This window comes from Niallia sp. 03133, from assembly GCF_052663225.1.
In genome coordinates, this window is sequence record NZ_JBQTCY010000001.1 from 197,867 (window position 1) to 222,715 (window position 24,849).

A 24,849-nucleotide genomic window follows, 5' to 3' on the forward strand; every position below is an offset into this window, starting at 1 on the left:
AGTCTTTGAAAGAAGCGTTTAAAAAAGAAAGCAAAGAATGGTTGAAGGCCCTTGTTATCGGAGGTGTTATCTTTATCCTTATTCGTGCTTTTTTCTTCTCCAATTATGAAGTCGAAGGCCAATCGATGATGCCTACATTACAGAATGGAAATAAATTGGTTGTCAATAAAATAAGCTATAAAATCCATGATTTTGAACATTTTGACATTATTGTCTTTCATGCGAATGAAAAAGAGGATTTTGTCAAAAGGATTATCGGTCTTCCTGGCGATAGAATGGTATACAAAGATGATCAGTTATATATAAATGGGAAAAAGTATAAAGAGAATTTTTTGAAACAATACCGAAGCGAAGTTGCAGCAGGAAGACTGACTGGTGATTTTACGCTTAAAGAAGTTACCGGTAAAGGCAAGGTTCCAGAAGATATGTTATTTGTATTAGGAGACAATCGTTTAGGAAGCTGGGACAGCAGACACTATGGATTTATTCCCATTAATCATGTGGTTGGCAAAGTAAACTTGCGATATTGGCCATTGAATGAACTTCAATTTTCTTTTTAAAAAAGAACTCAGACAAGAGTTCTTTTTTTGTTGGAAAATACTTAATCAGATGTACACCTGCATTTCGAAATTAATGAATGGTAAAGACAATAAAAAGTAGTAAACCGAGACAAAATGCTAGTAAATGGATAAAACAAAAATAGGAACTAAAGTTCTTTTTGTTTGCGTTTATCATTTCCCGACAGAAGACTCCCACTTCAAGGAATGTGGAGGGCAAAGCCCAATGAGTAGGTGGGAGAGGAATGTCGGTTGGCGTTAGCCAAAACTTTCCTTCTTATGATAAAATGGAAACAAATGTTCTTATCGGAAGGGGGATATCCATGCTAGTGAAAAAATCCTATAAATTTCGCTTGTATCCCAATAAAAAGCAGATGGAACTGATGGATAAAACCATTGGCTGTTCTAGATTTGTGTTTAACTTTTTTCTGGGGAAGCAAAAAGAAAAAGATACTTATTGGCATGTCTGCGAAGAAATACAAATACGAAACAGTAAAATCACTTCCTGCACTAAAGAAGCAGTACTCTTTTTTGAAGGAAGTGGATAGTATTGCATTACAAAAATCGGTGGAAAACTTAGCGGATGCTTATGATCGTTTCTACAAAAAGCAAACGAAACAACCAAGATTTAAGTCGAAGAAAAACCTGTTCAATCTTACACGACAAAGCACACAAATGGGAATATTGCGGTGGTGGAAAAGAAAATAAAGTTACCGAAACTCGGAAGCGTGCGCTTTGGTAAAAGTCGTGAAGTCAAAGGGAGAATCTTGAGTGCCTCCATTAGACGAAATCCAGCTGGAAAGTACTATATCGCTTTAACCACTGAAGTAGAAATAACGGAATTACCAAAAACGAACTCAGTTGTTGGGGTCGACGTCGGAATAAAAAATTTTGCTATTCTATCTATGGAACACGCTACTCCAATCCGAAGTTCTTCCGTTCCATAGAAGAAAAGTTAGCGAAAGCACAGCGAATCATGAGTAGACGAACCATTGGCGGTGCGAATTGGTATAAGGCTAAAAAGAAAGTTGCCTGTATTCATGAAAAAATAGCAAACAGAAGAAAAGATTACCTAGACAAAGTTTCCACCGAAATAGTCAAAAGTCACGATATCATCGGAATGGAAAATTTGTCGGTATCGAATATGGTAAAAAATCATCATCTTGCGAAAGCCATCAGTGAAGGATCATGGTCACTATTCAAAAAAATGATCGAATACAAGGCAAAATGGTACGGGAAACAAGTGGTGACTGTTGCCAAGCACTTTCCTTCCAGTCAACAGTGTTCTAGTTGTGACTATCAACACAAAGAGGTGAAAAATCTCGGAATGCGTGAATGGAAATGTCCAGCATGTCATACTCCCCATGATCGTGATGGGAACGCAAGCGTCAATATCAAAAACGAAACAATAAGACTTCTAACCGCAGGAACTGCGGGGATCGCCTAATCCATAACGGGTGGATTCACCGGTGTTCTTAGGAATCTCCCACTTCAAACAGACCGTAAGATTGTTAAGTGGTGAGTAGTTTAAGGAAACGGATGTTTGTATGATATGATGATAGAAAGTAAAAAAAAAGAAATGGGAGAGAGGCTAAAAATGTCCGTACGTTTATTAGTTGGTCGAGCTGGTAGTGGAAAAACGACGCTTTGTATAGATGAAATTCAAAAGCAGCTATTAGCAGATCCAGAGGGAAATCCTATTATTTATTTAGTACCAGATCAAATGACATTTTTATCCGATCAACGCTTGGTTGCAGGTGCTGGAGTGGAAGGAATGTTTCGTGCTCAGACGTATAGCTTTACAAGGCTGGCATGGAGAGTTTTACAAGAAACAGGCGGAATAAGCCGTTATCATATAAATAGTGTCGGAATCAGCATGCTGATTCGAAAAATTATCGAAGAAAATAAAGATAAATTAACGCTTTTTAAAAAAATGGCTGATAAAAACGGGTTTATTGGACAAGTTGAGCAGATAGTAACGGAATTCAGAAGATATTGTGTGACACCAGAAGAATTAGCTGCAAAGCAGCATGAATTAGCAAATCATGACAGCAGCAATAAAGTGCTAGAAGATAAATTGCATGATTTAGAGCTGATTTTTGAAAAATTTGAGGAAAATGTCATTGGAAAATATATGGACAGTGAAGATTATTTCCGTTTGCTTTCAGAAAATATTGCGGCTTCCACTTACTTGCAAAAAGCAGAAGTATATATTGATGGATTCTACAGCTTTACACCTCAGGAATATTTAATTATTCAACAATTAATGAATACATGCAAAAAAGTAACAATAACTTTTACTTTAAATAAACCATATAAAAACGATATGCCAAATGAATTGGATTTATTCCGCATGTCCGGAGAAACCTTCCAAACCATTTATATGATGGCAGGACAGTTTGGACTTGAAGTAGAAGAAGTCATTCTTAAAGAAATAAAAAGAAGCAAACAAAAGTCACTAAATCATTTAGAGGCTTATTTTGACAGTCGACCATCCATTGCATACGAAGGCGAAAATACTGTTCATTTTGCAGAAAGTGTTAATCCAAGAGCAGAAGTAGAGGGGGTAGCAAGGGAAATAGTAAAGATTATTCGCCAAAAAGGCTATCGCTACCGTGATTTTAGTTTGCTTTCACGAAATATAGCAGAATACCAAAATATTATTGAAACCATTTTTTCAGACTATAACATTCCTTTTTTTATTGATCAAAAGAGGACGATGCATTTCCATCCTTTAATAGAATTAATTCGGTCTTCCTTAGAAATATTTGATTCAAACTGGAGATATGAGCCAGTATTCCGGGCAATTAAAACAGAATTATTGTTTCCGTTGTATGAATCAAAACATATCTTGCGTGAAAAGGTGGATCAGTTAGAAAACTATTGTTTAGCATACGGAATAAAAGGAGATAAGTGGACAAAGAAGGAAAGGTGGAAATATAGAAGATTTCACGGACTGGACTGGGAGCAGGGCGTACAGACAGATAATGAAAGAAAAATAGAGCAAGAGTTAAACGAAACACGCCTTTCGATTACAGCACCGTTAAATCGGCTGGGAGGAAGATTAAAGCGGGCAAAATCAGGGCGTTCTAAATGTGAAGCATTATATTTATTTTTAGAAGAGCTGGAAGTACCAGAAAAATTAGAACGATGGAAAAATGAGTTAGAGCAAAAGGGAGATCTTGTAAAAGCAAGTGAACATGACCAGGCATGGAATAGTGTAGTAGATTTGCTGGATCAGTTTGTCGAAATACTAGGAGAAGAGCAGCTTAGCAATAAACAGTTTGCTGCTATTTTGGATGCTGGACTTGATACCCTTCGCTTTTCCCTCGTACCGCCGGCTATAGACCAAGTGCTGATTGCTGATTTGGAAAATTCACGCTTGGATAATATTAAAGCAGCGTTTGTGATTGGGTTAAATGAAGGAGTATTTCCGTCTAAATTTGCAGAAGAAGGTATATTTGCCGATCGTGACAGAGAAAGTCTTATCGAAAGCGGCATGAAGATGGCGCCGACAAGCAAAACAAGATTATTAGATGAAGAATTTCTTGCTTATAAAGCATTTACAACACCTTCAGAGCTTCTTTATTTATCCTATCCATTAGCAAACGATGAAGGAAAAGCTCTATTGCCTTCTGTGTATATTAAACGAGTAAGAGAGCTTTTTCCTCAAGCTCATACACTATATTTTATGACAGATCCGAAAGAGTTGGCAGAAGAAGGACAGCTAGATTATGCAGTTCATTGGAAAACTAGTTTATCTTATTTAACCGGGCAGCTGCAATTAAAGAAACGAAATTATCACATTTATGATTTTTGGTGGGATGTTTATAACGCTTATATGGACAATCATCAATGGAAAGATATAGCAACGAAGGTATTTTCCAGCTTAATGTATCAAAATACAGCAAAGTCATTGGAAGAAAAAACAAGTACAGAGCTGTATGGAGAAACAATCACGGCCAGTGTATCAAGAATGGAGCTGTTTCAGTCCTGTCCATTTTCCCATTTTGCCAATCATGGCTTAAAACTGCGAGAGCGGAAAGTATTCCGGCTGGAGGCGCCTGCCATCGGGGATTTATTTCATGCTGCCTTAAAATTTATTGCCGAAACGGTTCTCCATGAAAAGCTATTATGGTCCGATTTAACAAGAGAGCAATGTGAAAGCCTGGCGAGAGATGCGGTAGATATGCTTGCGCCAAAGCTGCAAAATGAAATTTTATTAAGTACAAACCGGCATCATTATATTAAAAGAAAGTTAGAACAAATTATTAGCAGAGCATCCTATATTCTAAGCGAGCATGCGAAATTCAGTGGATTTTCTCCTATTGATTTAGAATTGGAGTTTGGTCCAAAAGGGAAGCTTCCCTCCCTCTCTTTTCCGTTGAAAAATGGCAGCAAAATGGATTTGGTCGGAAGAATTGACCGTGTGGATAAAGGAGAAGTGGATAACGAGGTATTCTTGCGTGTTATTGATTATAAGTCCAGCGCACATGAATTGAATATGAATGAAGTGTATTATGGACTTTCTTTACAAATGTTAACCTATTTAGATTTAATCATTACAAACAGCAGCTTGCTGGTGGATAAAAAAGCGAATCCAGCAGGAGTTCTCTATTTTCATGTTCATAATCCAATGCTTACAAGCAAAAAGATCTTAACATTAGAAGAAATTGAAGAAGAGCTGTTAAAAAAGTTTAAAATGAATGGGTTAATGCTAGGAGAAGAAAAGGTGGTCCGCCTTATGGATGCAGCACTTGAAAAAGGCGATTCGCCAATTGTTCCAGCAGGCATTAAAACAGATGGAACATTATCAAAACGTTCAAAAGTAGCTTCGAAAGAGGAGTTTCAATATCTTCAGCAGTTTGTCCGCCGGAAATATATAGAAGCAGGCAATAAAATTACTGGTGGTACAGTTGATATATCACCGTATAAATTAAAGGAAAAAACTCCATGTACATTTTGTTCATTCAAATCTGTCTGCCAGTTTGATGAAACAATGGAGTCCAATCAATTCCGCCAATTGGCATCATATCCAAAAGAAGAAGTTCTTGAGTTAATGAAAAAGGAGGCGGATGAATAATAATGAAGAAAACGGATATCCCTGTAAAGCCGAACGATGTAGCGTGGACGGATGATCAGTGGCGGGCAATTATGGCAAATGGCCAGGACATATTGGTTGCCGCCGCTGCAGGATCTGGAAAAACTGCCGTTTTAGTAGAAAGAATGATTCGAAAAATAGTATCGGAAACACCTATTAATGTGGATGAATTATTAGTTGTTACATTTACGAATGCATCAGCTGCGGAAATGAAGCATCGAATTGGAGAAGTCTTGGAAAAAGAAATTAATGCCAGCCCTCATTCGATGCATCTAAAAAAACAGTTGGCGCTATTAAATAAAGCGCATATTTCAACGATTCATTCTTTCTGTTTAGAAGTGATAAGAAAATACTATTATTTAATCGATCTTGACCCAGGCTTCCGCATTGCAGATGAAACAGAAGCACAATTGCTTCGAGATGAATGCTTAGAAGATTTATTTGAAGAAGAATATGGAAACAGTGAAAATAATGCTTTTTTTGACCTTGTTGATGCATTTACAAGCGACCGCAGTGATGATGCGCTGCAAAGAATTATTCAGGAAGTATATGATTTTTCCCGGGCTAATCCATCTCCAAGCGCCTATTTATCCTCTCTTATTCACATGTATGAGCTGGATGAAGGATTTAATGTAGAGGACTTGCCATTTGCAAAAGAATTGCTATTTGATGTGGATCTCCATTTAGAAGGAGCGAAGCAGCTGTTGGAATATGGATTGGAGCTGACAAAACTTCCAGGAGGACCAGCACCAAGGGCAGCAAATTTCTCAGATGATCTGACATTAATAGAAGTATTGATGCAGGCGAAAAAGGATGGATGGAAAACGTTGTATGAAGCGATGCAATCGTTAAAGTTCACTCGGGCAAAGCCTTGTAAAGGAGACGATTATGATCCAATTGTAGTGGAAGAGGGGCAGCGGGTAAGAGAGCGGGCGAAAAAAATCCTGCAAGATGTGCAGGGGGAACTATTTTCAAGGATGCCAGAAAGCTTTCTAAAAGACATGAAGGAAATGAAGCCGTATATCGAAACACTTGTTGTGCTGGTACAAGCCTTTTCCAATCGCTTTCAGGAAGCAAAAGCAGAAAAAGGTTTAGTTGACTTTGCGGATTTAGAGCATTATTGTCTCGATATATTAAATGATCCTTCTGCCAAAAGGGAAAATCTCTTAATGCCATCTCTAGCTGCACTGGATTATCGGGAGCAGTTTAAAGAAGTGTTAATTGATGAGTACCAAGACGTTAATTTAGTGCAAGAGTCAATTCTTCAGCTTGTGACAGCAGATGAAGAAGCAAGGGGCAATTTATTTATGGTCGGGGACGTCAAGCAATCGATATATCGGTTTCGGCTGGCAGAACCTAATTTATTTTTAGCCAAATATCTCCGTTTTCAGGAGCGGGAGGATGCAGGCTATAAAATTGATCTGGCTAAAAACTTCCGCAGCAGAAAAGAAGTGCTCTACGGCACAAACTTTTTATTTAAACAAATAATGGGGGCAAAAGTCGGCGAAATAGAATATGACAATAGTGCTGAACTTGTTAAAGGGGCTGCTTATCCGGAAGAAACCTCTTATCCTATTGAAGTAATGCTTATTAATCAAAAAGCAGAAGAAAAGGAAAACAGCGAAGAGTCTGGCAGTGGTGAATTTGACGCACAAGATCTGGAGCAATCTCATCTGGAAGCTAGGCTTATCGCTAAAAAGGTAAAGGATCTTTTGGAAAGCAAGCAGGAAGTATATGACACAAAAACAAAAAGCTACCGGCCGATTAGGTTGAAAGATATGGTTATATTGCTTCGCTCTATGACATGGGCTCCGCAAATTATGGAAGAATTAAAGCAGTATAATATTCCAACATATGCCAGCTTAACAACAGGATATTTCGAATCAACAGAAGTGAGTATTATGATGTCCCTGTTAAAAGTAATCGATAATCCATATCAAGATATTCCATTGGCTTCTGTTCTGCGCTCCCCTGTTGTTGGACTGAACGAAGAGGAGCTTAGCCAAATTAGAATATCCAAAAAACAAGGTTCTTTTTATGAAGCGGTGCAAGCCTATTTTAATCAACCATTAAATAAAGAGGAAGCTTTATACGATAAAATAAAACCATTTTTTACGATGCTGGCAGATTGGCGCACACAGGCGAGGCAAGGAGCGCTGTCAGAGCTGATTTGGAAATTATACAGGGAGACGCATTTCTATGATTTTGCAGGAGGATTGCCTGGTGGAAATCAGCGGCAGGCGAACCTGCGTGCACTTTATGATCGTGCGCGGCAATATGAATCCACTTCTTTCCGCGGACTATTCCGCTTTTTGCGCTTTATTGAAAGAATGAGGGATAGAGGAAATGATTTAGGTGCTGCAAGAGCGTTAACGGAACAGGAAGATGTTATTCGCATTATGACAATACACAGCAGTAAAGGATTGGAATTTCCAGTCGTATTTTTAGCTGGAATCGGCAGAAATTTTAATACGATGGATCTGAAGAAATCATTTTTATTAGATAAAGATTTAGGATTTGCAACGAAATATATTCATGTGAAAAACCGCATATCCTACCCTTCCCTCGCGCAAATTGCCTTTAGGAAAAAGAAGAAAATGGAGCTGTTGGCAGAAGAAATGCGCGTATTGTATGTAGCGTTGACTCGTGCTAAGGAAAAATTACTAATAATTGGGTCAGTGAAAGATACGGAAAAAGCGAAGCAAAAATGGGCGCAAATAGCAAATCACGGAAGCTGGCTGCTAAATGAATTTGATAGGGCATCTGCAAGTTCCTATTTAGATTGGATTGGTCCTGCAATAGTCAGGCACAAAGACAGCACAGAGGTGCATACAGAAAAATGGCTTGCGCATGATGAAATAGCTCAACATCCTTCTTCTTGGGATGTAACCATTCACTCAAAAGAAGAGGTGCTCGCTTTTACAGAAAATCAGGAGGAGGAGCAGGATAATTGGCTGGAAAAAGTAACGAACGGCCGAAAAGTAGACGTTACATCACCCTATAAAGAGCAGATTGACGAAACCTTTGCATGGAAATATTCTCATATAGACAGCACTGTATTTCGTTCCAAGCAATCGGTTTCTGAGCTGAAAAGACAAGGAGAACGAATAGAAGAAGAAAGTGGGACAGAGCTGCTAAAAAAATGGAACAAGCCTATATGGAATAGACCAAAATTTATGCAGGAGAAAAAATTAAGTCCTGCTGAAAAAGGCACGGCTATGCATATGGTCATGCAGCATGTTGATTTGCAAGAAGACATTACGGATCAATCCATTCAAGAATTATTGACTGAGATGATAAGAAAGGAATTATTAACAGCGGAGCAAGCAGAAGTAATCGATTCAAATGCTGTCGTTTCCTTTTTTGAATCAAAGATTGGACAAAGGATGCTTAAGGCAAAAAAACTAGTCCGGGAAATTCCGTTTAATATTTCATATCCAGCAAGCCAAGTATATACAGGTTGGAGCGGAGAAGAAGAAGAACAAATCCTTGTTCAAGGGATCATTGATGTGTATTTTGAGGATGATGAGGGAACAGTTCTTCTTGACTACAAAACAGATACAATATCCGGAAAGTTTAAAGGCGGATATGAGGAAGCAAAACCGGTATTGGAAGCACGATATCAAAGACAAATCGAGTTGTACACAGAAGCTTTGGAGAAAATGCTGAAACGGAAAGTAGATGAAAAATATTTGTTTTTCTTTGATGGAGCACATATTTTAAGGAAATAAAAAAAGAGTATCCTCCAAATAATAAATAGATTTGATAATGTGGAGAAAAACCTAAAAACATAGTATATAATACTTTCATTAACAGTAAATACTCCATACCGATTAACATTCAAGAACGCTCAGAGAATTACCACTCTGAGCGAAAAAAATTTTGTTGAACTTTTCTGATAAATCCTCGTTATTTGAAGGCTGACATGCACATCTAGGAGATATTTCACATGAATGTTAAACAGAATTTCTTTGTTTTGTCATGTTCACATAAAGAATTAGATTCAGTACACATAAAATAACCAGAATTAGAAATAAACAGGAGATAAAAGCATCCCCACCTGGGTATATACCATCGGCTAAATATCCCCCTATTATTCCATTTATCACCGATACTACTATTGCGATACAAGAAAACATTCCAATAGTAAAACCATTAATAAGCTTCTGGTTTTTTAGTGGACCAATCATAAAAATGGAGATAACTAATGAACTAAGAATAAAAATAATAAAAATTGCTCTAATGAAAAAGTAGATTTCCATACCTTCCAAAGTCTACACTCCCTAATAATCTGATAGACAATAATGAAAAGTATTGCCGTTAGCTTCTTTTCTCAAACAACAATTTTATTTTAACATATAATGACAAATTTCATTTATCTCTGTTAATTTCAGTTAAATTAACAAAAATTAACAGAAGTATTAACATTACAAACTTATAGTGAAAAACAACAATTATTACTAATAAAACTCTTTTAAAAAAGTACTTATGATAAGATAGAAAAATAGTATCCATTGTAAAGCAATCATATAAAGAGAACCTTTCCATCAGTGGGGGTTTTCTTCATCCCACACTGATGGTTAGTTGAACTTATCGGGTTATCCCCCACTTAGCTTCCTCGATTCCTCAACATCTTGAGGTGGGGGTCTTACTGCCCGTTAAGAGTGGGATATATAACGATATTGCTGAAATTTTGTTTTTGTGGGGAGTGGTTATTTTGTTGATTAGAAAGGTAACAGAAGCAGATTTACAGGATATTTTGACCATTTACAATCAAGGAATTGCAGATAGAACTGCCACCTTCGAAAAGGATCAAAAAGATGAATCCTATATAACAAATTGGTTCGAAAAACATCAAAACCGCTATATTGCTATGCTTGCAGAAAACGAAGAAGGAACGGTCGTTGGCTGGGCCTCCATTAACCAGTATAATGCTCGTTCTGCCTATGATGGGGTAGGAGAACTATCTATTTATATTCACAGGAATCATAGAGGAAAAGGAATCGGTGAATCTTTATTAACAGAGCTGGAGAAATACGCTGTTTCCAATCAATTTCATAAATTTGTTTTATTCACTTTTCCTTTTAATAAATTGGGCCAAGGGCTTTACCATAAAATGAATTACAGAGAGGTTGGCATCTTTAAAAAGCAAGGGATGATAGATGGTCAATTTGTTGATGTAATGATTATGGAAAAGCTGTTCCTGCCTTCTGAAGCATAAACCTTCTAAATAGGAAAACAGCAGGAAACGTAAAAAAACACCCGTTGATTTGGATAGAATCATGGGTGTTTTGCAACTTATTGAAGAGTATTGCAACTTTCGTAATCTAGTTGTTTGAAACGTTTGGCTGATCAAGAAGACTAGTATCTATATAATTGCTGGCACTTAAACCATTATTTGTAATAATGAAAGCCCCAGTATTAGAAGTTCCCGAGCCTAATGTAGCTTTAGAGTTTCCTTTTGGAGATATAAAAAGGGAGTCTCCAAACTGTACTACTCCGTCTGCAATATTGACAATTTGTACAGGACCAATAATAGCTGGCAAAATAATTCCTCCTTTTAAAAAGTAAGAGAGTCTAAAATGTGTAGCTTAGATCGACGTCCAGCTCTCTGATTTCAAGTATTTAATCGGCAAGCATCATATTGAAGCAATGCTTCCTTCTCCTTGTCTAAGTTAACATAAGCTAACGCTTTTTCTTCACTATTTCAGATATTTGTCTAATGATAAAAGAACAAAAGCAGTTCCATTAAAGTGGGTTTTCTGGTTGTTCTAATTTCACGATAAAATCTCCTGTAGGGCTGGATGGTGAGGCAGATAGCTGCCTAATATGTTTGATTCTTGTTTCTGCTTGCAGATGCGAACAATTTCCAACTTGTAATAATGAAGATGCAGATACAGCAATGATGTTAATATAATTTACTTTAATAATAGGTTTCACATTTTCAAATTGACAGATAATCTCTTCTTGAATAGGCGGAAGCGGGATCGGTTCAGAGAAAACGGGGTAATGAAAAGATCCTTCAGACCCATAAAAAATATTCTTTTGTCTTTGCACTGCTAATGCTCGGGAAAATGCTTGAAAGTAAGAAGCATCCCCAATTTCTAAAAAAGAAGAAAAAGAAAGAATGTTTAAGGAAATTTTATCAACAACAGATGTTCTCTGCATTTGTTATTATCCTTTCGGAATTAATGGAACAAAGGGGCCAATAATCAAAGATTCAGCAGGAGTATCAAAGGATGATGCAAGTTGAATGGTCTGCGTATCACCAATTAAGCAGATGGATGAACTGGCGACCCCAATAATTCGTATTTCTCCCACTTGTAAATCTCTATTATAAACTTGAAAGTTCATACACCTTTTCTTCCCTTCATATTTTCTGGAATATTGCTTAAAAATAAATGAACACCATTCATAATCTCCTCTTTTAAAGAGGAAATGATTTTTTTAGAAAATTCAGCTGGATTTTCCTCATCTGATCGCTTTTGCTGTTGTAGATAAAAAGAAATTCTAGTCAGCAATTGTTTTGTAACATCTTCTTGGATAAACGTTATATATGCTTCATCCTCTTCCAAACCAAGTTCAGTTTGTTTGTTCATAATAAATTCAGGCAATTCCAGTTGAATAAATTGGTGCATTGTTTCCTCTATTTCCATGGAACGATTCATCATTTGTTTCGGATCGACAGGTGGATAAAAAGGGCCATTTTGATTGACAGGACCTTTTGGATTGACTGACAATTCTTCAATTTTTTCTAGATCGGAAGGGTTGAGGCCAATATTTAATGTTCCTTCTAATGTTTCAATTTTCAACTGGTCAAAGCTGTAATCAATACGATCTACATGAATAGACGGTTTTTGTTTCAGCAATGCAAGCTCATTGGTTAAGGATGCGACTGTTTGTTCTAAGCTTTTTATTCTATTTTCAAGGTATTGTAAGTAAGAACGCATCTTTTCACTGTATTGGTAAAAATCTTGGGACATAAAAGAGACCTCCTTTGTTACGCTTTAGAAGGAGCTTGCAAGGGAACAGAAGGTGAATAAATTAAGCTTTGATCAGCAAGATCTGCTCCAGGGGCAGTTTCGGCGAGTGGATTGGGTGCTGCTTGGCTAAAGCCTCCTGAATTATATAAATAAGAAGCAGGCTTAATAATTCCTGCACTCCCCACCTGAAAAACAGATGAGTTGGTTATTCCTCCAATTTTAATAGTATTTATTGTAATGGACTGCTGAATAAAATAATTCATTCCTATCACCTTATCTTATTAGGCATTAAAGAAATTTCCCTGGTCTATTCCATCATTATCAAAAGTGTTGGTGGAGCTTTGATAATTGGTAATCTTTAATCCATCTCCCGTATTAAAAGAACCCGATCCAGAAAACGTTTTTGCATTCGAGATGGGCATCATTTTATATACATCCCCAATATTAAAAATAGAGCTGCTCCCTACGGAAATAACTTGAACCACTCCAACAATAGCTGGCATGATCAACATCCTTTACATAAGATTCTTTTACATACTATGTTGTATATCGAGAGTGGTGATACATTCGCCTATTTCAATTATGTTCTCAAGTTATGATTATGCAGGGCAAAGGTTGGACTATGACCAAAAGGAGAATAGGTTTTAATTCGTTTGTTTAGAAGAAGCGGAAATTTGGAAAGAGGATAGAAAGAACAGCAAGACATGCAAAAGAAAGTGGTGTGATGCAATAGGAAAAGGGGAATAATGAAAAAATCATCCGCTGTAAATAGACAATAAAACACTGCTGCAGTTTCATTTATCATAAGCAGAAAAAGTTAGTCTATAGTGGAGGGATTGTACATATAAAAACTTAAATAGAGAAATAAGGAGTGTTCAAATTTGAAGAAAAAATTTAGTGGAATAATTATAGCGATAGTAGTACTAGTAGTCCTTGTCATTATCGTAATGTCCAGCTATAACGGATTTGTGAATGCAGAAGAGGATGTAGATCAATCTTATGCTCAAATTGAAACCCAGCTCCAAAGAAGAGTAGATTTGATTCCGAATCTTGTTAATACAGTAAAGGGATATGCTTCCCATGAAAAAGAAGTCATCGCTTCTGTATCGAATGCTCGTGCTAAGTTGGCAGGTGCTAATTCTCCAGAAGAAGAAGCAACAGCAAATGCAGAATTATCCAGCGCTTTAAGCAGATTGTTAGTTGTAGTGGAAAATTATCCGAATTTAAAAGCAGATAAGCAATTTACTCAATTAATGGATGAATTAGCAGGAACAGAAAATAGGATCGCCGTTGCAAGAAGGGATTATAATGCACAAGTTGCATCCTACAATAAAAAAGTAAAAAGATTTCCAGGTGTCATAATGGCAAAAATAACAGGATTTGATGAAAAAGAATACTTTAATGCAAGTCCTGGAGCAGAAAATGCACCAAAAGTCGACTTTGGAGATAATGGATAATGGTGTCCAAATTTTTTTCCGGACTATTTGCCATCTTTATTCTTTGCTTCACAAGTGGAAATGCACTAGCAGCAGGCAATGACATTCCAAAACCGGTTGGCGATATATATGTTCAGGATTTTGCAAATTTATTAAGCGATGCAGAAAAGCAGGAATTGAACAGCATTGGTCGTTCCATTGAAGATCAAACAACTGCACAAGTAGCTGTGTTAACAGTGAAAACGATCGGAAATGAATCGATTGATGACTATGCCAATAAAGCATTCAGGCAATATGGAATTGGCAATAAGCAAAAAAACAATGGTGTGCTTCTAGTAATAGCAACAGAAGAGAAAAAGGTACGAATAGAAGTCGGCTATGGTCTTGAAGGAAGAATCCCCGATGGAAAAGCAGGAAGAATTCTAGATGAATATACTTTGCCATATTTGAAGAATCAGGAGCCGAATAAAGCAATAACAGAAACCTATAAAGTGCTGGCAAATGAAGTCTACGCTGAGTACAACATAGATGAACAGCAGCAGCTGAAAGCAGACAAACCAGCTGCAGCACAGGATGACAATAGTTTTCCAAGTTGGATTATTATTATCATAGTGATTGTAGCATTGTTTTTGGATATTAAATTTTTTGGTGGAACATTCTCCTATGCCATTCTCTCCATTCTTTCCCGCGGAGGCGGAAGAGGCGGTGGAGGAGGAGGTCCAAAAGGAGGAGGAGGCGGTTCTTCCGGCGGAGGTGGTGCAAGCAGGGGCTGGTAAATAATGAAGCTTAAAGATCGTTGCATTATTATGACAATAACTTATCTGAAGACCAAATCATTACGATTTGGTCTTTTGTCATGCAAATAGAAAGTTCAAATGACAATAGTGGTTATTCATAGTACGTATAAAGAACATTTGGATTTTAATAGTCGCGTTATTTGTTTTAGTTCAGTTCTATTAGCAAAACTTGCTCTCCTTCGCATATAGACCATTACAAGGGTTCACTATCAACAACATGGCAAGCTAGATGAATAATACAAGATGTGATGAACATAGTGTTATATTGCGGAAAAAAGAATAAAAGCTATTATCCTCCAAATTTTTCTCGCCTGTATGGTTGGTTCCAGCATTGTTAATCTGCACATAAGATTCTTCGAAGGGGCTGGTGGATTTGAATCGAAATAGAAATATGCCTCTAATCCTGTTGTTTTGTATTTTCTTCCTGCTGTTTTTTGCTGTGAATGCGTTGAGACACATTAAAATATATATTGTGTATAGTTCGGGTGTCGGCCCTTTTTTGATGATTGGAATCGTTTTTGTGCTTATTATTGTTCTTTTTGTTAAGCGTTAGATGGGATGTTAAAGGAAGAGTTTTATACGTTTTGTAATAAAGAAAGATCCATGGAGGTACAGAATCATTTCTATGGATCTTTTCTTATTCTATTATCTTTTTACAATTGGTATCCATATTTCACTTCTGAAAGTCGGTGAGGTTACATCTTTATCTTGATTCCACAAGATTTCTGGACCTTCACTTTGTTCATAATTGGAAGATGGAAACCACTCCGAATAAATGCGTCCCCAGACATTTTGCAGCGTATCAGGAAATGGTCCAATTGCTTCGAATACTGCCCATGTAGAGGCAGAAACTTCAAGCTGTGTAAAATTTTCTGGGGATTCCTTTGTTGTTGCAACCCCAATATAGTGGTCAAGCTCTCCTTTTTCCTCCATCCTACCTTCCGAAAAGTTCGTGGATGCACTAAGAAGCCCCCTAGGCTCAATATTAGAAAGTTTTTTTAGATGATGGATTGTTTCAGCATCTAAACTCTTCCACATAGAAGCAATCTCCGGATTAACCCCATTGAAGAGAATCGGTACTCTTTTCTTTATACCAACGATGCGAAATTCTTCTTTTTTTTCGATGCGATAGTTCATTTCATTGCCTCCTTTAATAGATAACTGGAACGTCATTCGTGGATAGGCTTTCAGTGAATTGCCATTATTTCTGGCTTCTGATGGCGTTATGCCATGCAAATGTTGAAATGCTCTAGAGAAAGAATCTGCTGAGTTGTACCCATATTTAACGGCAATATCGATTACCTTTACGCTTCTGTCTTTAAGCTCAAATGCTGCAAGAGTAAGTCGTCTGCGACGGATGTATTCGGATAGTGAAATTCCTGCAAGGAAAGAAAACATTCTTTTAAAATGATATTCAGAGCAGACAGCAATCCTTGCTATCGCTTTATAGTCAATATCGTTCGTAAGGTTTTCTTCGATATACTGTATCGCTCCATTCATATTCTTAAGCAAATCCATCATATGACCTCCTTCATTAGTAGGATAGCAGGAGTGAAATCGATTCATCCGACTTTTTGTGCCGGATTGTGCAGGGTCCACACTACTAATAATTTTAATGCGCCAAATGCAGCATCACAAATAAAAACTAGTTTAAACATTGCTAGTATAGAAGGAGATCATTTCCTATTGCTTGCTGAAAGGATTGTAAGGAGCAAACTCATTGAAAATAAAAGCTTTTAAAAACAGGATAAAAAATATGAAACTTTTTTACCAGACATTCACTCTAATAAGCGAAAGGAGGTTAAAAGAGGAATGGAGATAAAAGAAATTGGGATTATATGTTTTATCCCACGCTTAACAGGCTGTAAGACCCCTGCCTCGGGGATGTCGAGAAATCGAGGAAGCTAGGTGGGGGATAACAGCCCGTAAAGGTCCGATAAGTGCAACTAATCATCAGTGGGATGAGGAAAAACCCCCACTGATGGAAGTTTGCTTTATAAAGACTTCGCTCGAATGATGTGACACTGTTCCAAGAATTAAGAAAGCACATAAATGAGTAATCAATTAAACATTCGGTTAAACCTACAGATAAAACAAGCTCCGCTTCAGCAGTAATTTTGATATTAGTAATGTGAAAGGTTTTAATAGCAGCAATTTTATCCCACTCTTAACGGGAAGTAAGACCCCCACCTCGGGGATGCTGAGAAATCGAGGAAGCTAGGTGGGGGATAACAGCCCGTAAAGGTCCGATAAGAGGTACACAAACTAAGGTCGCCACTTCCTGTGGCAACGTTTGTGTAATCCACATCCTGTGGACCGCAACTAACCATCAGTGGGGGATGAAGAAAACCCCCACTGATGGAAAGGTTCACTTTATTATAAGAGTGGGGATGGGAATTTTAAGTGTAAATATGCCTGTTGAATTTGAACGAATAAAGGCAAACTTAAATAAACAAAATTAGTAAAATGACTAAAGTTTAAGAATGAAGTTTTATCAAAGATTACTTCAACACGCTGACCTTCTCAAATACCCTTTATCCCGATGATAGAAGATAAGTGCAACAACTAAAATTCCTGATGCAATCCAGATGGAGGTGTTCCCGATATAAGTGGTGGAAAATGTCCCTATCAATGCGCCAAATAAAAAAGAAGCAATGATGCCAAAAAATTCTTTGCATTGTTTTTTCGCTTCGTGATTATGCTCGATAAATGCTGCATAGGCTGCTTGGGTTGCAGTCCGGAGATTTCCTGTTGTCATCGTTGAATTATAGGCCCACTTATCTAATTTGTTAAAAGTGGAAATCTGTAAAGAGGATACAAAGGATATACAGACGGTTACCACTATGTTCGGTATACTTGTTGGCATGATGCCGACTATGAATAAAACAATACATTCTAATATAAGAATGGATCGTCTATAGCTGTGCAAAAAATGTCTTATACAAGGAACTTTAACGATTTCTGATACTAACACACCTAAAATAAATGCAATGAGAGGTGGAATATAAAGCATCGCATCTTTCCATGCTCCATCAGCTGCTTTTACAGCGAATAAGACGATATTCCCTGTTTGGGCATTGGCAAACACTCCATCTCTGCTGATGAAAGTATAGGCATCCAAGAATCCACCAACAATTGCTAATAATATCGCCAAACGAACAGAGTTGGATGATAAGGAAGGGAGTGTTTTATGTTTGTCTGTCATACTAAAATCTCCTTGTATCTTTTCAGTTGTTCTTCTATTAAAGCCATGTCAAGTATTAGTCACAGCATTTCGCCTGCTCTGTTGCTTGAAGGCTAATAAGGTGTAAAATGCAAATTACAAATAAATTATACAACTTTTTAAATTCATTTAGTGCAGGAATAATGAAAAGTATATGAATTTTTTAGTAGAAATTTTTTTGGAATAGAAAAATATTGTTTGTATGGATATTGATATTAATATGGAATGTAAACTTTGGAGAGAGGAAGATTTTTCTCAAGAAATTGTTTTCTGATTATAGTTACCAATTTCAAATGTAAATAATGTTATTATTCATAGAAGCTCCTGGGTATTCGCCGTTTCACAGTGAAAATGCCTACATAATCTATAAGGTATTAACCCAAAAGGAGAGATGCTCAGATGTATCACTATGGAAATTATCAAATTCCACAAGCCCAGTTCGACTACAATTCATATGTATCGTATGATCAATATGACCCAAACAGACAAGTGCAGCAATCACAATTATTGCAGCTGCCTCAATGGCAGCAGCTTCAACGCAGAGTAAATCAGCTGGAACGTACAGTTAACCAATTGGAACGAACTGTCAATCAATTAGAACGCAGAGTGAATCAGCTGGAACGGCAAAATGAACAGCAGGAAAGAGAGATTAATCAACTTCAACGCAGTCTGCAAAGAGTAAATCAGCGGCTTAATGCATTGGAAAAAAGATAATATAGCTTAAAACGTGGGATATTGCTCGGAATGGGAATTTGTGGACTAATCGGTTAAAGTTTAATTGGGCTAGTCCACAAATTGGTGTTTTAGATCCAAAAAAAGGAATTGAGGGTTTTATCCAGTATAGCAGTGGAATAATAAAAGCGATATCATGTATTTGGAATTATGATAAGATAGGGGAAAGGAAAGGGGGAGAGACATAATGACACATGCTCACATCACTTCATGGCTGCTTGCACTGATTCTGTTTGTAATAGCATACGGGTTGCATAAAAGTGGAAAAGAAAAGGGCAGCAAGATTGTACATATGATTCTTCGTTTAATGTATTTGTTTGTTATAGGAACGGGGATATGGATGCTATACACTTTAGGAAGTCTTCCGCCAATGTATGTTCTAAAAACACTTGTTGGACTATGGGTAATTGTTGCGCTGGAAATGATTCTCGTTCGAACAAAAAAAGGCAGACAAACAACGATACTATGGACGCAATTTGTTGTCGCATTGGTACTTGTCCTGTATTTAGGCATGACATTGCCGATGGGATTATGGCATTTTGGCTAAAAGGGAGGGAGAAATCCTTCTCTTTTTCTTTGGATTTAGAAATGGTTTCAGTTTTGTCCCTTATTGTTTTAATTTTTCCTTCTATTGTTTCAGTTTTTTGCAATATTGTTTCAATTTTTCCGAAGTAGTTATTTTTCTTCAAAAATCGCCAAATTTCGTCATTTTGTTTATTCCAGATGCATTGGAAAAATTTTGTTGACCAGTTCCGTTTTTATTTGATACGTTAAAGTCAGATTATTATAGAAATGGAGAGATTGTGCTTGCGATCTTACTATATAAAATTTTTGCTGTTTTTACTATTAATGACAGGAGCTATTTCCGCTGCCTATCCACATACCGTTTCATTCATTATTCTTCTATTCTTTTCCACTTGCATTCTCGGACTCTATTTTCTCCTTCCGATTATTAAGAAGAAAATATTCATTTACTTGTCCATACTTTTTCTTATCCAATTGGTAGCATTAGCTGTGGAAAAGGAAGTATTTCTTTTTTTAGCAATACTTGTGCTCTTCATATTAATGGAGAGTAGTCAAGCAGTCTCAATTAAAGCATTCCGTGTGATCCTTTTAAGTACAATCATTATCCATTATTTTATCAGTATTTTAGTATTTCATTATCCGATCACTTTATATGGATGTGCAGCGTTAACCGTAGTTATATTGCTTTTTCTTTTAAATGAAAGCAAGCAAGAATATTTACAGATAAAAGATACATATGAATCATTATTGCAAGAATATCGGATCCAAAAACGGCAGGCATTTCAAAATGAAAGTACAGCAAGAATGGAAGAAAGGAATATGATTGCAAGAGAAATGCATGACTCTGTCGGGCATAAGTTAACAGCTCTTTTAATGCAAATTGAACTTCTTTCTATTCAAGAAAAAAAGGAATCGTATGCGATGCTGCAAAATATGGCATCTGAATCATTGGAAGAAACAAGAAAAGCAGTACGCATATTACAGGCGGAGGAAATGCAAGGGATTTCATCTGTTATTCATTTAATAAAAAAGCTGGAAAGTGAAAATGCCGTGCATGTTCATTTAACAACAAAACAAGGTGTATTAAGAATGCGCATCAGCAATATGCAAAGCGCCATTCTCTATCGAATTATTCAGGAAGGCATCACAAATGCTATGAAATACAGTAGTTCAAAAGAGGTTTTTATCACATTAGGAGTTTCGCCGATTAGACATCTAACAATTGAGATGAAAAATGCCTACTTACATAAACATCCTATTTACGACGGATTTGGCTTGAAAAATATGAAGAAAAGATTAGAGGAAATAGGCGGAAAACTAAATACGTTTCAAATAGAAAATCAATTTATTTTACAAGGAAATATGCCGGTAGAGGAGATAGAAAAATGATAAGGGTCTTAATCGCGGAAGATCAACAAATTGTAAGAAACGGCCTGAAAATGATTATTGAACAAGATGCAGAGGTTATAGTTGTTGCAGAAGCTGAAAATGGAAAAGAAGCGCTGCATTTACTAGACCTTCATGCTGTGGATATTGTACTAATGGATATTCGCATGCCTGAAATGGATGGAATAGAAGCAACACAGCAAATTAGAAAGAGGTTTCCGCAGGTGAAAATTCTTATCCTAACGACCTTTAATGATGAGGAATATGCTATTCAGGCTTTGAAAGAAGGAGCAAACGGATTTTTATTAAAAACTACGGACAGCGATTATTTATTGCATAGCATGAAAAGCTGTTTAGCAGGCGGAATCTCTATTCATGACCAAGTAGCTGCGAAAGTAATGCCAAAGCTGCTTTTAGAAAAGAAATCGAAAAAGCAAACAACAACTCTTTTTCCGATGACAAACAGAGAGAAGGAAATTGTCAAAAATATCGGCTTAGGCAAAACAAATAAAGAAATTGCCAGTGAATTGTTTTTATCTGTTGGAACGGTTAAAAATCATATCACCCAAATTTTAACGAAGCTGGAACTAAGAGACCGGACGCAGCTGGCTATATTTGCGGTGAAAAATGATTTTATATGAATGAAGAAAAACACAATTAAAGGATTTTACTAGTTGATTGTGAGGTGAGCACATGATTTTTTTTGATCTCGATGGAACATTAGTTGACCATGAGTTGGCAGAAAGATTAGGAGCACAGGAATTTTATGATAAGTATAAAGAGGATTTATTGATAGAGGATAACGAGTTTCCAAGATTATGGATCAGCTTGTCCCATGCTTATTATGAGCGATTTTTGGCAGGTGAACTTTCCTTTCAAGAGCAAAGAAGGATGCGAATAAAATTACTTTTTGGAGAAAGTGTAACAGATCAAAAGGCAGACCAATTATTTATGGAATACTTGCATTTTTACAAAGAAAATTGGACAGCCTTTCCTGATGCAGCCCCTTGCTTGCAGCAATTAAAAAAACTCGGATATAAACTTGGTGTGATCAGTAATGGCGATTATCAGCAGCAAGTAGAAAAGCTGGATTATACAGGATTGCATTCCTATTTTGATCAAGTGAACACCTCAAGTGAATTAGGCATTTCTAAGCCGAATAAGGATATTTTTATAAAAGCTTGTAAACAAGCGAATGCGAGAACAGAAGAATGTATTTATATTGGCGATAATTTGGAGATAGACGCACTAGCAAGCAATAATGCAGGCATGAATGGGGTTTGGTTGAATCGGAAGAAAAAGCCTTCCTATGCTTGTATTACAGAAATACATAACTTAGATAGTTTGATAGAAAAAAATTGTTTGATCAGTCAAATTTAGAGTAATGGGGTTAAGCAAATTAGATCTTAGTAATCCAAAAAGAAAACCTCGAAATTCAAGGAATTTCTTTTTGGATAGTATATCTATAATACATTTATTTTGCCCTACCTATGTAAACCAACCCATTAGAACGATTGCCATTCATCGTTGCATATTCTACTTTTTGGTATTCTAATTCTTCAAAATGATTCGTCCATTCTTTTACACGCTCTTCATTATGATGACGTAAAATGGCACCACCCGCTAATTCGAATACTCCATAAGTATGATACTTAGTATAATCTTTTGCGTAACGAGCTTTGTTTCTTTCATCATCATTAAGTAAAAAATCATTAATATAGATAATACCGTCTGGTTTTAATACGCGTTTAATTTCATTTAAAATAGCATTCTGTTCATCATTTTTATAAACACACGTTAAAACTGCAAAAAGTAAAACAGCATCAAAAGAATTATCGGGAAAAGGAAGACTGCCACTTCTTACAACCTGAAAATTAATTTCTGACTCATTGGACTTAGCTCTCTTAATCATTTCTTCTGAAAAATCTACACCATGTAAATTTTCAAACTTGTAATCTTTTAATTCAAATAATGTTCTTCCATAACCACACCCATAATCTAATATGGAAGCATTTTGATTCACATGTTTTAAAAATAGATCGGATTGAAAAGGGGTAGTAAATTCTTTTTGATTAGCGACTTTATTCCAATATCTCTTCTGTTTACTCATTATTTTTATACAACTCCTTATTGATTCCTTCTTTACTTTTTCTAAGTTCGGAGCGTTTCAGACTTGTATGCTGGGAGTTCCTTTATACAATACGTCTGTTCAAGTAATTTAGAATATTAGCATTCACTTTCTTGCTTCTATTTGAAAAATATTCCACTTATCAACAGTTGGGTTCTATTTTCTTTCATAAAATGGGGATGCCGTGCCAATCATATTTCCTCATCTTCATCCTTAAATTCATTATAGCGTTTTTTTCTTAGAAAATAGGCAAAGGTAAAGGTGCAAAAAAAACATAAAAATAATACAGATCCTACTATTATCCCAGTTTTTGTCGTACCATCAGGTGTTAGTACAGTAATGAAGGAAAAGATAATGCCAACTGCTAAAGAGTAGAAAATCGTTTTATAATAAGGGCCGGGCTTTTTTACATGATCGTCATATACATCAACAGATATCGTAATATTTAAGTAGCCAAGCAAAATCGATGTACCTAAAATCACTAAGTATAGTGGATTATCCATTACTGCATTTAATCCATACTTAACTCCATCATAAATTAAAATTCCTATAATGCAGATTGTTTGAAAAAGAAAGGCAATCCGTATATTCCGTAGATTTTTCAATTTTAAACGTTCATCTCTAATTATTTGCATTATAATTCCTCCTTATCGATCCAAAATAATTCATCTAAAGATTTGTTGACCGTATAACATATATCTAGACATAATTTTAATGTGGGATTATATTTTCCTTTTTCAATTAAGCTGATCGTCTGTCTCGTTACACCAGTTAATTCAGCTAATTGCTGTTGTGTTAAATTCATTTGAAGACGTGCTGTTTTCACCATATTCTTCATTTATTACCTCCTTCTACCAATAGTGTAACATATATATTACATAATGCAATATATATGTTACGTTTGTGGGAGGGAAAACATTTTTCATAAAAAATGATCTTTTCCCATGACCTAAGTCACTATTTTCCCAAAAGAAATGACCTTTAGGTATAGGAGATAAAAGGAAAAATCTTTATGATAGGTTGTAGAAAGGATGATGATAATATGTTAGAGATTATAGAGTTGTCCAAAGCATATAAACAAAAAAAGGTAGTAGATTCCATCAATTTTTATTTAGAAAGTGGAGAAACAGTTGGGTTGTTAGGACCAAATGGTGCTGGGAAATCGACGACGATCTCGCTAATTTCTTCTTTAGTTGCACCAAATAGCGGCGATATTCGCTTGCATAATGAAAGCATATTAAAATCACCACAGCATTTACGAGAGATTTTAGGAGTAGTTCCCCAGGAAATTGCCCTTTATATGGAATTATCGGCAAGAGAAAACTTAATCTTTTTTGGCAAAATGCATAAAATTCCAAACAGCCGTCTGCAGCAAAGAGTAGATGAAGTGCTTGATATTATCGGCTTAAAAGATAGGGAAAAGGATTTGGTGAAAACTTTTTCAGGTGGGATGAAAAGAAGATTAAATATTGGAGTAGCCCTTATTCATGAGCCGAAGATTATCATCATGGATGAGCCGACCGTTGGTATTGATCCGCAGTCGCGCAATTATATTTTAGAAACGGTGAAAAGGCTGAATAAAGAGCAAAACATGACTGTCCTTTATACAAGTCATTATATGGAAGAGGTAGAGTTCCTTTGTGACCGCATTTATATTATGGATCATGGTCAAATTATTGCCTCTGGAACAAAAGAAGAATTAAAAAATATTCTGTCTGCTGAAACGGCGATAAATATTAAAGTAGAAATGGTAAAGCATGAATTTGTAGAGGCATTAAAAAATCATGCCAATGTAAAAAATCTCTCTATCCAGCAATCTATTATTACAGTGATTGTCCCGAAGCAAATCAACTTGCTGAAGGATATTTTTAAACTAGCAGAAGAAAATGCAACAAATGTGCTTTCTGTAAATATTGAAACACCAACCCTTGAGGATGTATTTTTGCATCTTACTGGCCGGCAGTTAAGGGATTAAGGAGGG

General features: G+C 36.3%; 24 protein-coding genes and 1 pseudogene. 13 read left to right on the forward strand and 12 right to left on the reverse strand.

What is annotated here, in order from left to right; translation table 11 throughout:
• The first annotated feature begins 5 nt into the window (after positions 1 to 5).
• The 4 genes and pseudogenes from lepB (at position 6) to addA (ending at position 9,389) form a co-directional block, all read left to right on the forward strand.
• Complete coding sequence (lepB, locus tag ACTYBU_RS01040) at positions 6 to 560, forward strand: signal peptidase I (RefSeq protein WP_445486599.1); 555 nt, start codon at positions 6 to 8, stop codon at positions 558 to 560.
• A 320-nt stretch (positions 561 to 880) separates the two neighbouring features.
• A pseudogene (gene tnpB / locus ACTYBU_RS01045) lies at positions 881 to 2,004 on the forward strand (IS200/IS605 family element RNA-guided endonuclease TnpB).
• A gap of 150 nt (positions 2,005 to 2,154) precedes the next feature.
• Entirely contained in the window at positions 2,155 to 5,640 is a 3,486-nt protein-coding gene (gene addB / locus ACTYBU_RS01050; RefSeq protein ID WP_445486600.1) for a helicase-exonuclease AddAB subunit AddB, read from the forward strand.
• Between the two features lie 2 nt (positions 5,641 to 5,642).
• Positions 5,643 to 9,389 (forward strand): helicase-exonuclease AddAB subunit AddA, encoded by a 3,747-nt coding sequence (gene addA / locus ACTYBU_RS01055; RefSeq protein WP_445486601.1) that lies wholly within the window; start codon positions 5,643 to 5,645, stop codon positions 9,387 to 9,389.
• A 225-nt stretch (positions 9,390 to 9,614) separates the two neighbouring features.
• On the opposite strand, the gene ACTYBU_RS01060 is transcribed toward addA, so the two are convergent.
• Positions 9,615 to 9,929 carry a hypothetical protein gene (locus ACTYBU_RS01060; protein WP_445486602.1) on the reverse strand — a complete coding sequence of 105 codons (315 nt, stop codon included), beginning with the start codon at positions 9,927 to 9,929 and terminating at the stop codon, positions 9,615 to 9,617.
• 449 nt (positions 9,930 to 10,378) lie between these two features.
• On the opposite strand from ACTYBU_RS01060, the gene ACTYBU_RS01065 reads away from it, so the two are divergent.
• A complete protein-coding gene (locus ACTYBU_RS01065) occupies positions 10,379 to 10,879 on the forward strand; it encodes an arsinothricin resistance N-acetyltransferase ArsN1 family A (RefSeq protein WP_445486867.1) in 501 nt (166 codons plus the stop codon).
• Between the two features lie 106 nt (positions 10,880 to 10,985).
• Here ACTYBU_RS01065 and ACTYBU_RS01070 read toward each other — a convergent pair whose 3' ends face one another.
• The 6 genes from ACTYBU_RS01070 to ACTYBU_RS01095 all read right to left on the reverse strand — a co-directional run bounded on the left by ACTYBU_RS01070 (position 10,986) and on the right by ACTYBU_RS01095 (position 13,144).
• A complete protein-coding gene (locus tag ACTYBU_RS01070) occupies positions 10,986 to 11,204 on the reverse strand; it encodes a spore germination protein (protein ID WP_445486603.1) in 219 nt (72 codons plus the stop codon).
• Between the two features lie 202 nt (positions 11,205 to 11,406).
• Positions 11,407 to 11,826 carry a spore germination protein GerPE gene (locus ACTYBU_RS01075; RefSeq protein ID WP_445486604.1) on the reverse strand — a complete coding sequence of 140 codons (420 nt, stop codon included), beginning with the start codon at positions 11,824 to 11,826 and terminating at the stop codon, positions 11,407 to 11,409.
• Between the two features lie 6 nt (positions 11,827 to 11,832).
• A complete protein-coding gene (locus ACTYBU_RS01080; protein WP_445486605.1) occupies positions 11,833 to 12,012 on the reverse strand; it encodes a spore gernimation protein GerPD in 180 nt (59 codons plus the stop codon).
• Positions 12,009 to 12,641 (reverse strand): spore germination protein GerPC, encoded by a 633-nt coding sequence (gerPC, locus tag ACTYBU_RS01085; RefSeq protein WP_445486606.1) that lies wholly within the window; start codon positions 12,639 to 12,641, stop codon positions 12,009 to 12,011. Before gerPC ends, ACTYBU_RS01080 begins: the two co-directional genes overlap by 4 nt.
• Before the next feature lie 17 nt (positions 12,642 to 12,658).
• The gene (locus ACTYBU_RS01090; protein WP_445486607.1) at positions 12,659 to 12,904 is read right to left on the reverse strand and encodes a spore germination protein GerPB; all 246 of its coding nucleotides are present in this window, start codon (positions 12,902 to 12,904) and stop codon (positions 12,659 to 12,661) included.
• 18 nt (positions 12,905 to 12,922) lie between these two features.
• Complete coding sequence (locus ACTYBU_RS01095; protein WP_445486608.1) at positions 12,923 to 13,144, reverse strand: spore germination protein; 222 nt, start codon at positions 13,142 to 13,144, stop codon at positions 12,923 to 12,925.
• Positions 13,145 to 13,522: 378 nt separating this feature from the next.
• Here ACTYBU_RS01095 and ACTYBU_RS01100 point away from each other — a divergent pair, with 378 nt between their 5' ends.
• The gene (locus ACTYBU_RS01100; protein ID WP_445486609.1) at positions 13,523 to 14,098 is read left to right on the forward strand and encodes a LemA family protein; all 576 of its coding nucleotides are present in this window, start codon (positions 13,523 to 13,525) and stop codon (positions 14,096 to 14,098) included.
• Positions 14,098 to 14,853 carry a TPM domain-containing protein gene (locus ACTYBU_RS01105; protein ID WP_445486610.1) on the forward strand — a complete coding sequence of 252 codons (756 nt, stop codon included), beginning with the start codon at positions 14,098 to 14,100 and terminating at the stop codon, positions 14,851 to 14,853. Before ACTYBU_RS01100 ends, ACTYBU_RS01105 begins: the two co-directional genes overlap by 1 nt.
• Before the next feature lie 666 nt (positions 14,854 to 15,519).
• Here the strand turns inward: ACTYBU_RS01105 and ACTYBU_RS01110 are convergent.
• Together ACTYBU_RS01110 and ACTYBU_RS01115 are read right to left on the reverse strand one after the other, a co-directional pair.
• Positions 15,520 to 16,392 carry an AraC family transcriptional regulator gene (locus ACTYBU_RS01110; protein WP_445486611.1) on the reverse strand — a complete coding sequence of 291 codons (873 nt, stop codon included), beginning with the start codon at positions 16,390 to 16,392 and terminating at the stop codon, positions 15,520 to 15,522.
• 988 nt (positions 16,393 to 17,380) lie between these two features.
• Positions 17,381 to 18,079 carry a YoaK family protein gene (locus ACTYBU_RS01115; protein ID WP_445486612.1) on the reverse strand — a complete coding sequence of 233 codons (699 nt, stop codon included), beginning with the start codon at positions 18,077 to 18,079 and terminating at the stop codon, positions 17,381 to 17,383.
• 417 nt (positions 18,080 to 18,496) lie between these two features.
• Here ACTYBU_RS01115 and ACTYBU_RS01120 point away from each other — a divergent pair, with 417 nt between their 5' ends.
• The 5 genes from ACTYBU_RS01120 to ACTYBU_RS01140 all read left to right on the forward strand — a co-directional run bounded on the left by ACTYBU_RS01120 (position 18,497) and on the right by ACTYBU_RS01140 (position 22,120).
• On the forward strand, positions 18,497 to 18,811 hold the full coding sequence (locus tag ACTYBU_RS01120) for a hypothetical protein (RefSeq protein ID WP_445486613.1): 315 nt from the start codon (positions 18,497 to 18,499) through the stop codon (positions 18,809 to 18,811).
• A gap of 205 nt (positions 18,812 to 19,016) precedes the next feature.
• Positions 19,017 to 19,376, forward strand: a complete 360-nt coding sequence (locus ACTYBU_RS01125; RefSeq protein ID WP_445486614.1) for a YisL family protein — start codon at positions 19,017 to 19,019, stop codon at positions 19,374 to 19,376.
• Between the two features lie 260 nt (positions 19,377 to 19,636).
• The gene (locus tag ACTYBU_RS01130; protein ID WP_445486615.1) at positions 19,637 to 20,743 is read left to right on the forward strand and encodes a sensor histidine kinase; all 1,107 of its coding nucleotides are present in this window, start codon (positions 19,637 to 19,639) and stop codon (positions 20,741 to 20,743) included.
• Positions 20,740 to 21,381 (forward strand): response regulator transcription factor, encoded by a 642-nt coding sequence (locus ACTYBU_RS01135; protein WP_445486616.1) that lies wholly within the window; start codon positions 20,740 to 20,742, stop codon positions 21,379 to 21,381. Before ACTYBU_RS01130 ends, ACTYBU_RS01135 begins: the two co-directional genes overlap by 4 nt.
• Positions 21,382 to 21,433: 52 nt before the next feature.
• Complete coding sequence (locus ACTYBU_RS01140) at positions 21,434 to 22,120, forward strand: HAD family hydrolase (protein ID WP_445486617.1); 687 nt, start codon at positions 21,434 to 21,436, stop codon at positions 22,118 to 22,120.
• Between the two features lie 94 nt (positions 22,121 to 22,214).
• On the opposite strand, the gene ACTYBU_RS01145 is transcribed toward ACTYBU_RS01140, so the two are convergent.
• The 3 genes from ACTYBU_RS01145 to ACTYBU_RS01155 all read right to left on the reverse strand — a co-directional run bounded on the left by ACTYBU_RS01145 (position 22,215) and on the right by ACTYBU_RS01155 (position 23,706).
• The gene (locus tag ACTYBU_RS01145) at positions 22,215 to 22,850 is read right to left on the reverse strand and encodes a class I SAM-dependent methyltransferase (protein ID WP_445486618.1); all 636 of its coding nucleotides are present in this window, start codon (positions 22,848 to 22,850) and stop codon (positions 22,215 to 22,217) included.
• A 209-nt stretch (positions 22,851 to 23,059) separates the two neighbouring features.
• Positions 23,060 to 23,503, reverse strand: coding sequence for a branched-chain amino acid ABC transporter substrate-binding protein (locus ACTYBU_RS01150; RefSeq protein WP_445486619.1), 444 nt, complete (start codon positions 23,501 to 23,503; stop codon positions 23,060 to 23,062).
• Positions 23,503 to 23,706, reverse strand: a complete 204-nt coding sequence (locus ACTYBU_RS01155; RefSeq protein WP_445486620.1) for a helix-turn-helix transcriptional regulator — start codon at positions 23,704 to 23,706, stop codon at positions 23,503 to 23,505. Before ACTYBU_RS01155 ends, ACTYBU_RS01150 begins: the two co-directional genes overlap by 1 nt.
• A 204-nt stretch (positions 23,707 to 23,910) precedes the next feature.
• Here ACTYBU_RS01155 and ACTYBU_RS01160 point away from each other — a divergent pair, with 204 nt between their 5' ends.
• Positions 23,911 to 24,843: an ABC transporter ATP-binding protein gene (locus tag ACTYBU_RS01160; protein WP_445486621.1), complete on the forward strand. Its 933-nt coding sequence runs from the start codon at positions 23,911 to 23,913 to the stop codon at positions 24,841 to 24,843.
• Positions 24,844 to 24,849: the final 6 nt, after the last annotated feature.

What these genes read in the sequence shown, in the direction of transcription:
- ACTYBU_RS01120 (WP_445486613.1), top strand. Translation starts at nt 18,497, where the DNA reads ATGTATCACTATGGAAATTATCAAATTCCACAAGCCCAGTTCGACTAC.
- ACTYBU_RS01105 (WP_445486610.1), top strand. Translation starts at nt 14,098, where the DNA reads ATGGTGTCCAAATTTTTTTCCGGACTATTTGCCATCTTTATTCTTTGC.
- ACTYBU_RS01090 (WP_445486607.1), bottom strand. Translation starts at nt 12,904, where the DNA reads ATGAATTATTTTATTCAGCAGTCCATTACAATAAATACTATTAAAATT.
- ACTYBU_RS01115 (WP_445486612.1), bottom strand. Translation starts at nt 18,079, where the DNA reads ATGACAGACAAACATAAAACACTCCCTTCCTTATCATCCAACTCTGTT.
- ACTYBU_RS01145 (WP_445486618.1), bottom strand. Translation starts at nt 22,850, where the DNA reads ATGAGTAAACAGAAGAGATATTGGAATAAAGTCGCTAATCAAAAAGAA.
- ACTYBU_RS01135 (WP_445486616.1), top strand. Translation starts at nt 20,740, where the DNA reads ATGATAAGGGTCTTAATCGCGGAAGATCAACAAATTGTAAGAAACGGC.
- ACTYBU_RS01075 (WP_445486604.1), bottom strand. Translation starts at nt 11,826, where the DNA reads ATGCAGAGAACATCTGTTGTTGATAAAATTTCCTTAAACATTCTTTCT.
- ACTYBU_RS01155 (WP_445486620.1), bottom strand. Translation starts at nt 23,706, where the DNA reads ATGAAGAATATGGTGAAAACAGCACGTCTTCAAATGAATTTAACACAA.
- gerPC (WP_445486606.1), bottom strand. Translation starts at nt 12,641, where the DNA reads ATGTCCCAAGATTTTTACCAATACAGTGAAAAGATGCGTTCTTACTTA.
- ACTYBU_RS01095 (WP_445486608.1), bottom strand. Translation starts at nt 13,144, where the DNA reads ATGCCAGCTATTGTTGGAGTGGTTCAAGTTATTTCCGTAGGGAGCAGC.
- ACTYBU_RS01160 (WP_445486621.1), top strand. Translation starts at nt 23,911, where the DNA reads ATGTTAGAGATTATAGAGTTGTCCAAAGCATATAAACAAAAAAAGGTA.
- addA (WP_445486601.1), top strand. Translation starts at nt 5,643, where the DNA reads ATGAAGAAAACGGATATCCCTGTAAAGCCGAACGATGTAGCGTGGACG.
- ACTYBU_RS01125 (WP_445486614.1), top strand. Translation starts at nt 19,017, where the DNA reads ATGACACATGCTCACATCACTTCATGGCTGCTTGCACTGATTCTGTTT.
- addB (WP_445486600.1), top strand. Translation starts at nt 2,155, where the DNA reads ATGTCCGTACGTTTATTAGTTGGTCGAGCTGGTAGTGGAAAAACGACG.
- ACTYBU_RS01140 (WP_445486617.1), top strand. Translation starts at nt 21,434, where the DNA reads ATGATTTTTTTTGATCTCGATGGAACATTAGTTGACCATGAGTTGGCA.
- ACTYBU_RS01110 (WP_445486611.1), bottom strand. Translation starts at nt 16,392, where the DNA reads ATGGATTTGCTTAAGAATATGAATGGAGCGATACAGTATATCGAAGAA.
- ACTYBU_RS01080 (WP_445486605.1), bottom strand. Translation starts at nt 12,012, where the DNA reads ATGAACTTTCAAGTTTATAATAGAGATTTACAAGTGGGAGAAATACGA.
- ACTYBU_RS01150 (WP_445486619.1), bottom strand. Translation starts at nt 23,503, where the DNA reads ATGCAAATAATTAGAGATGAACGTTTAAAATTGAAAAATCTACGGAAT.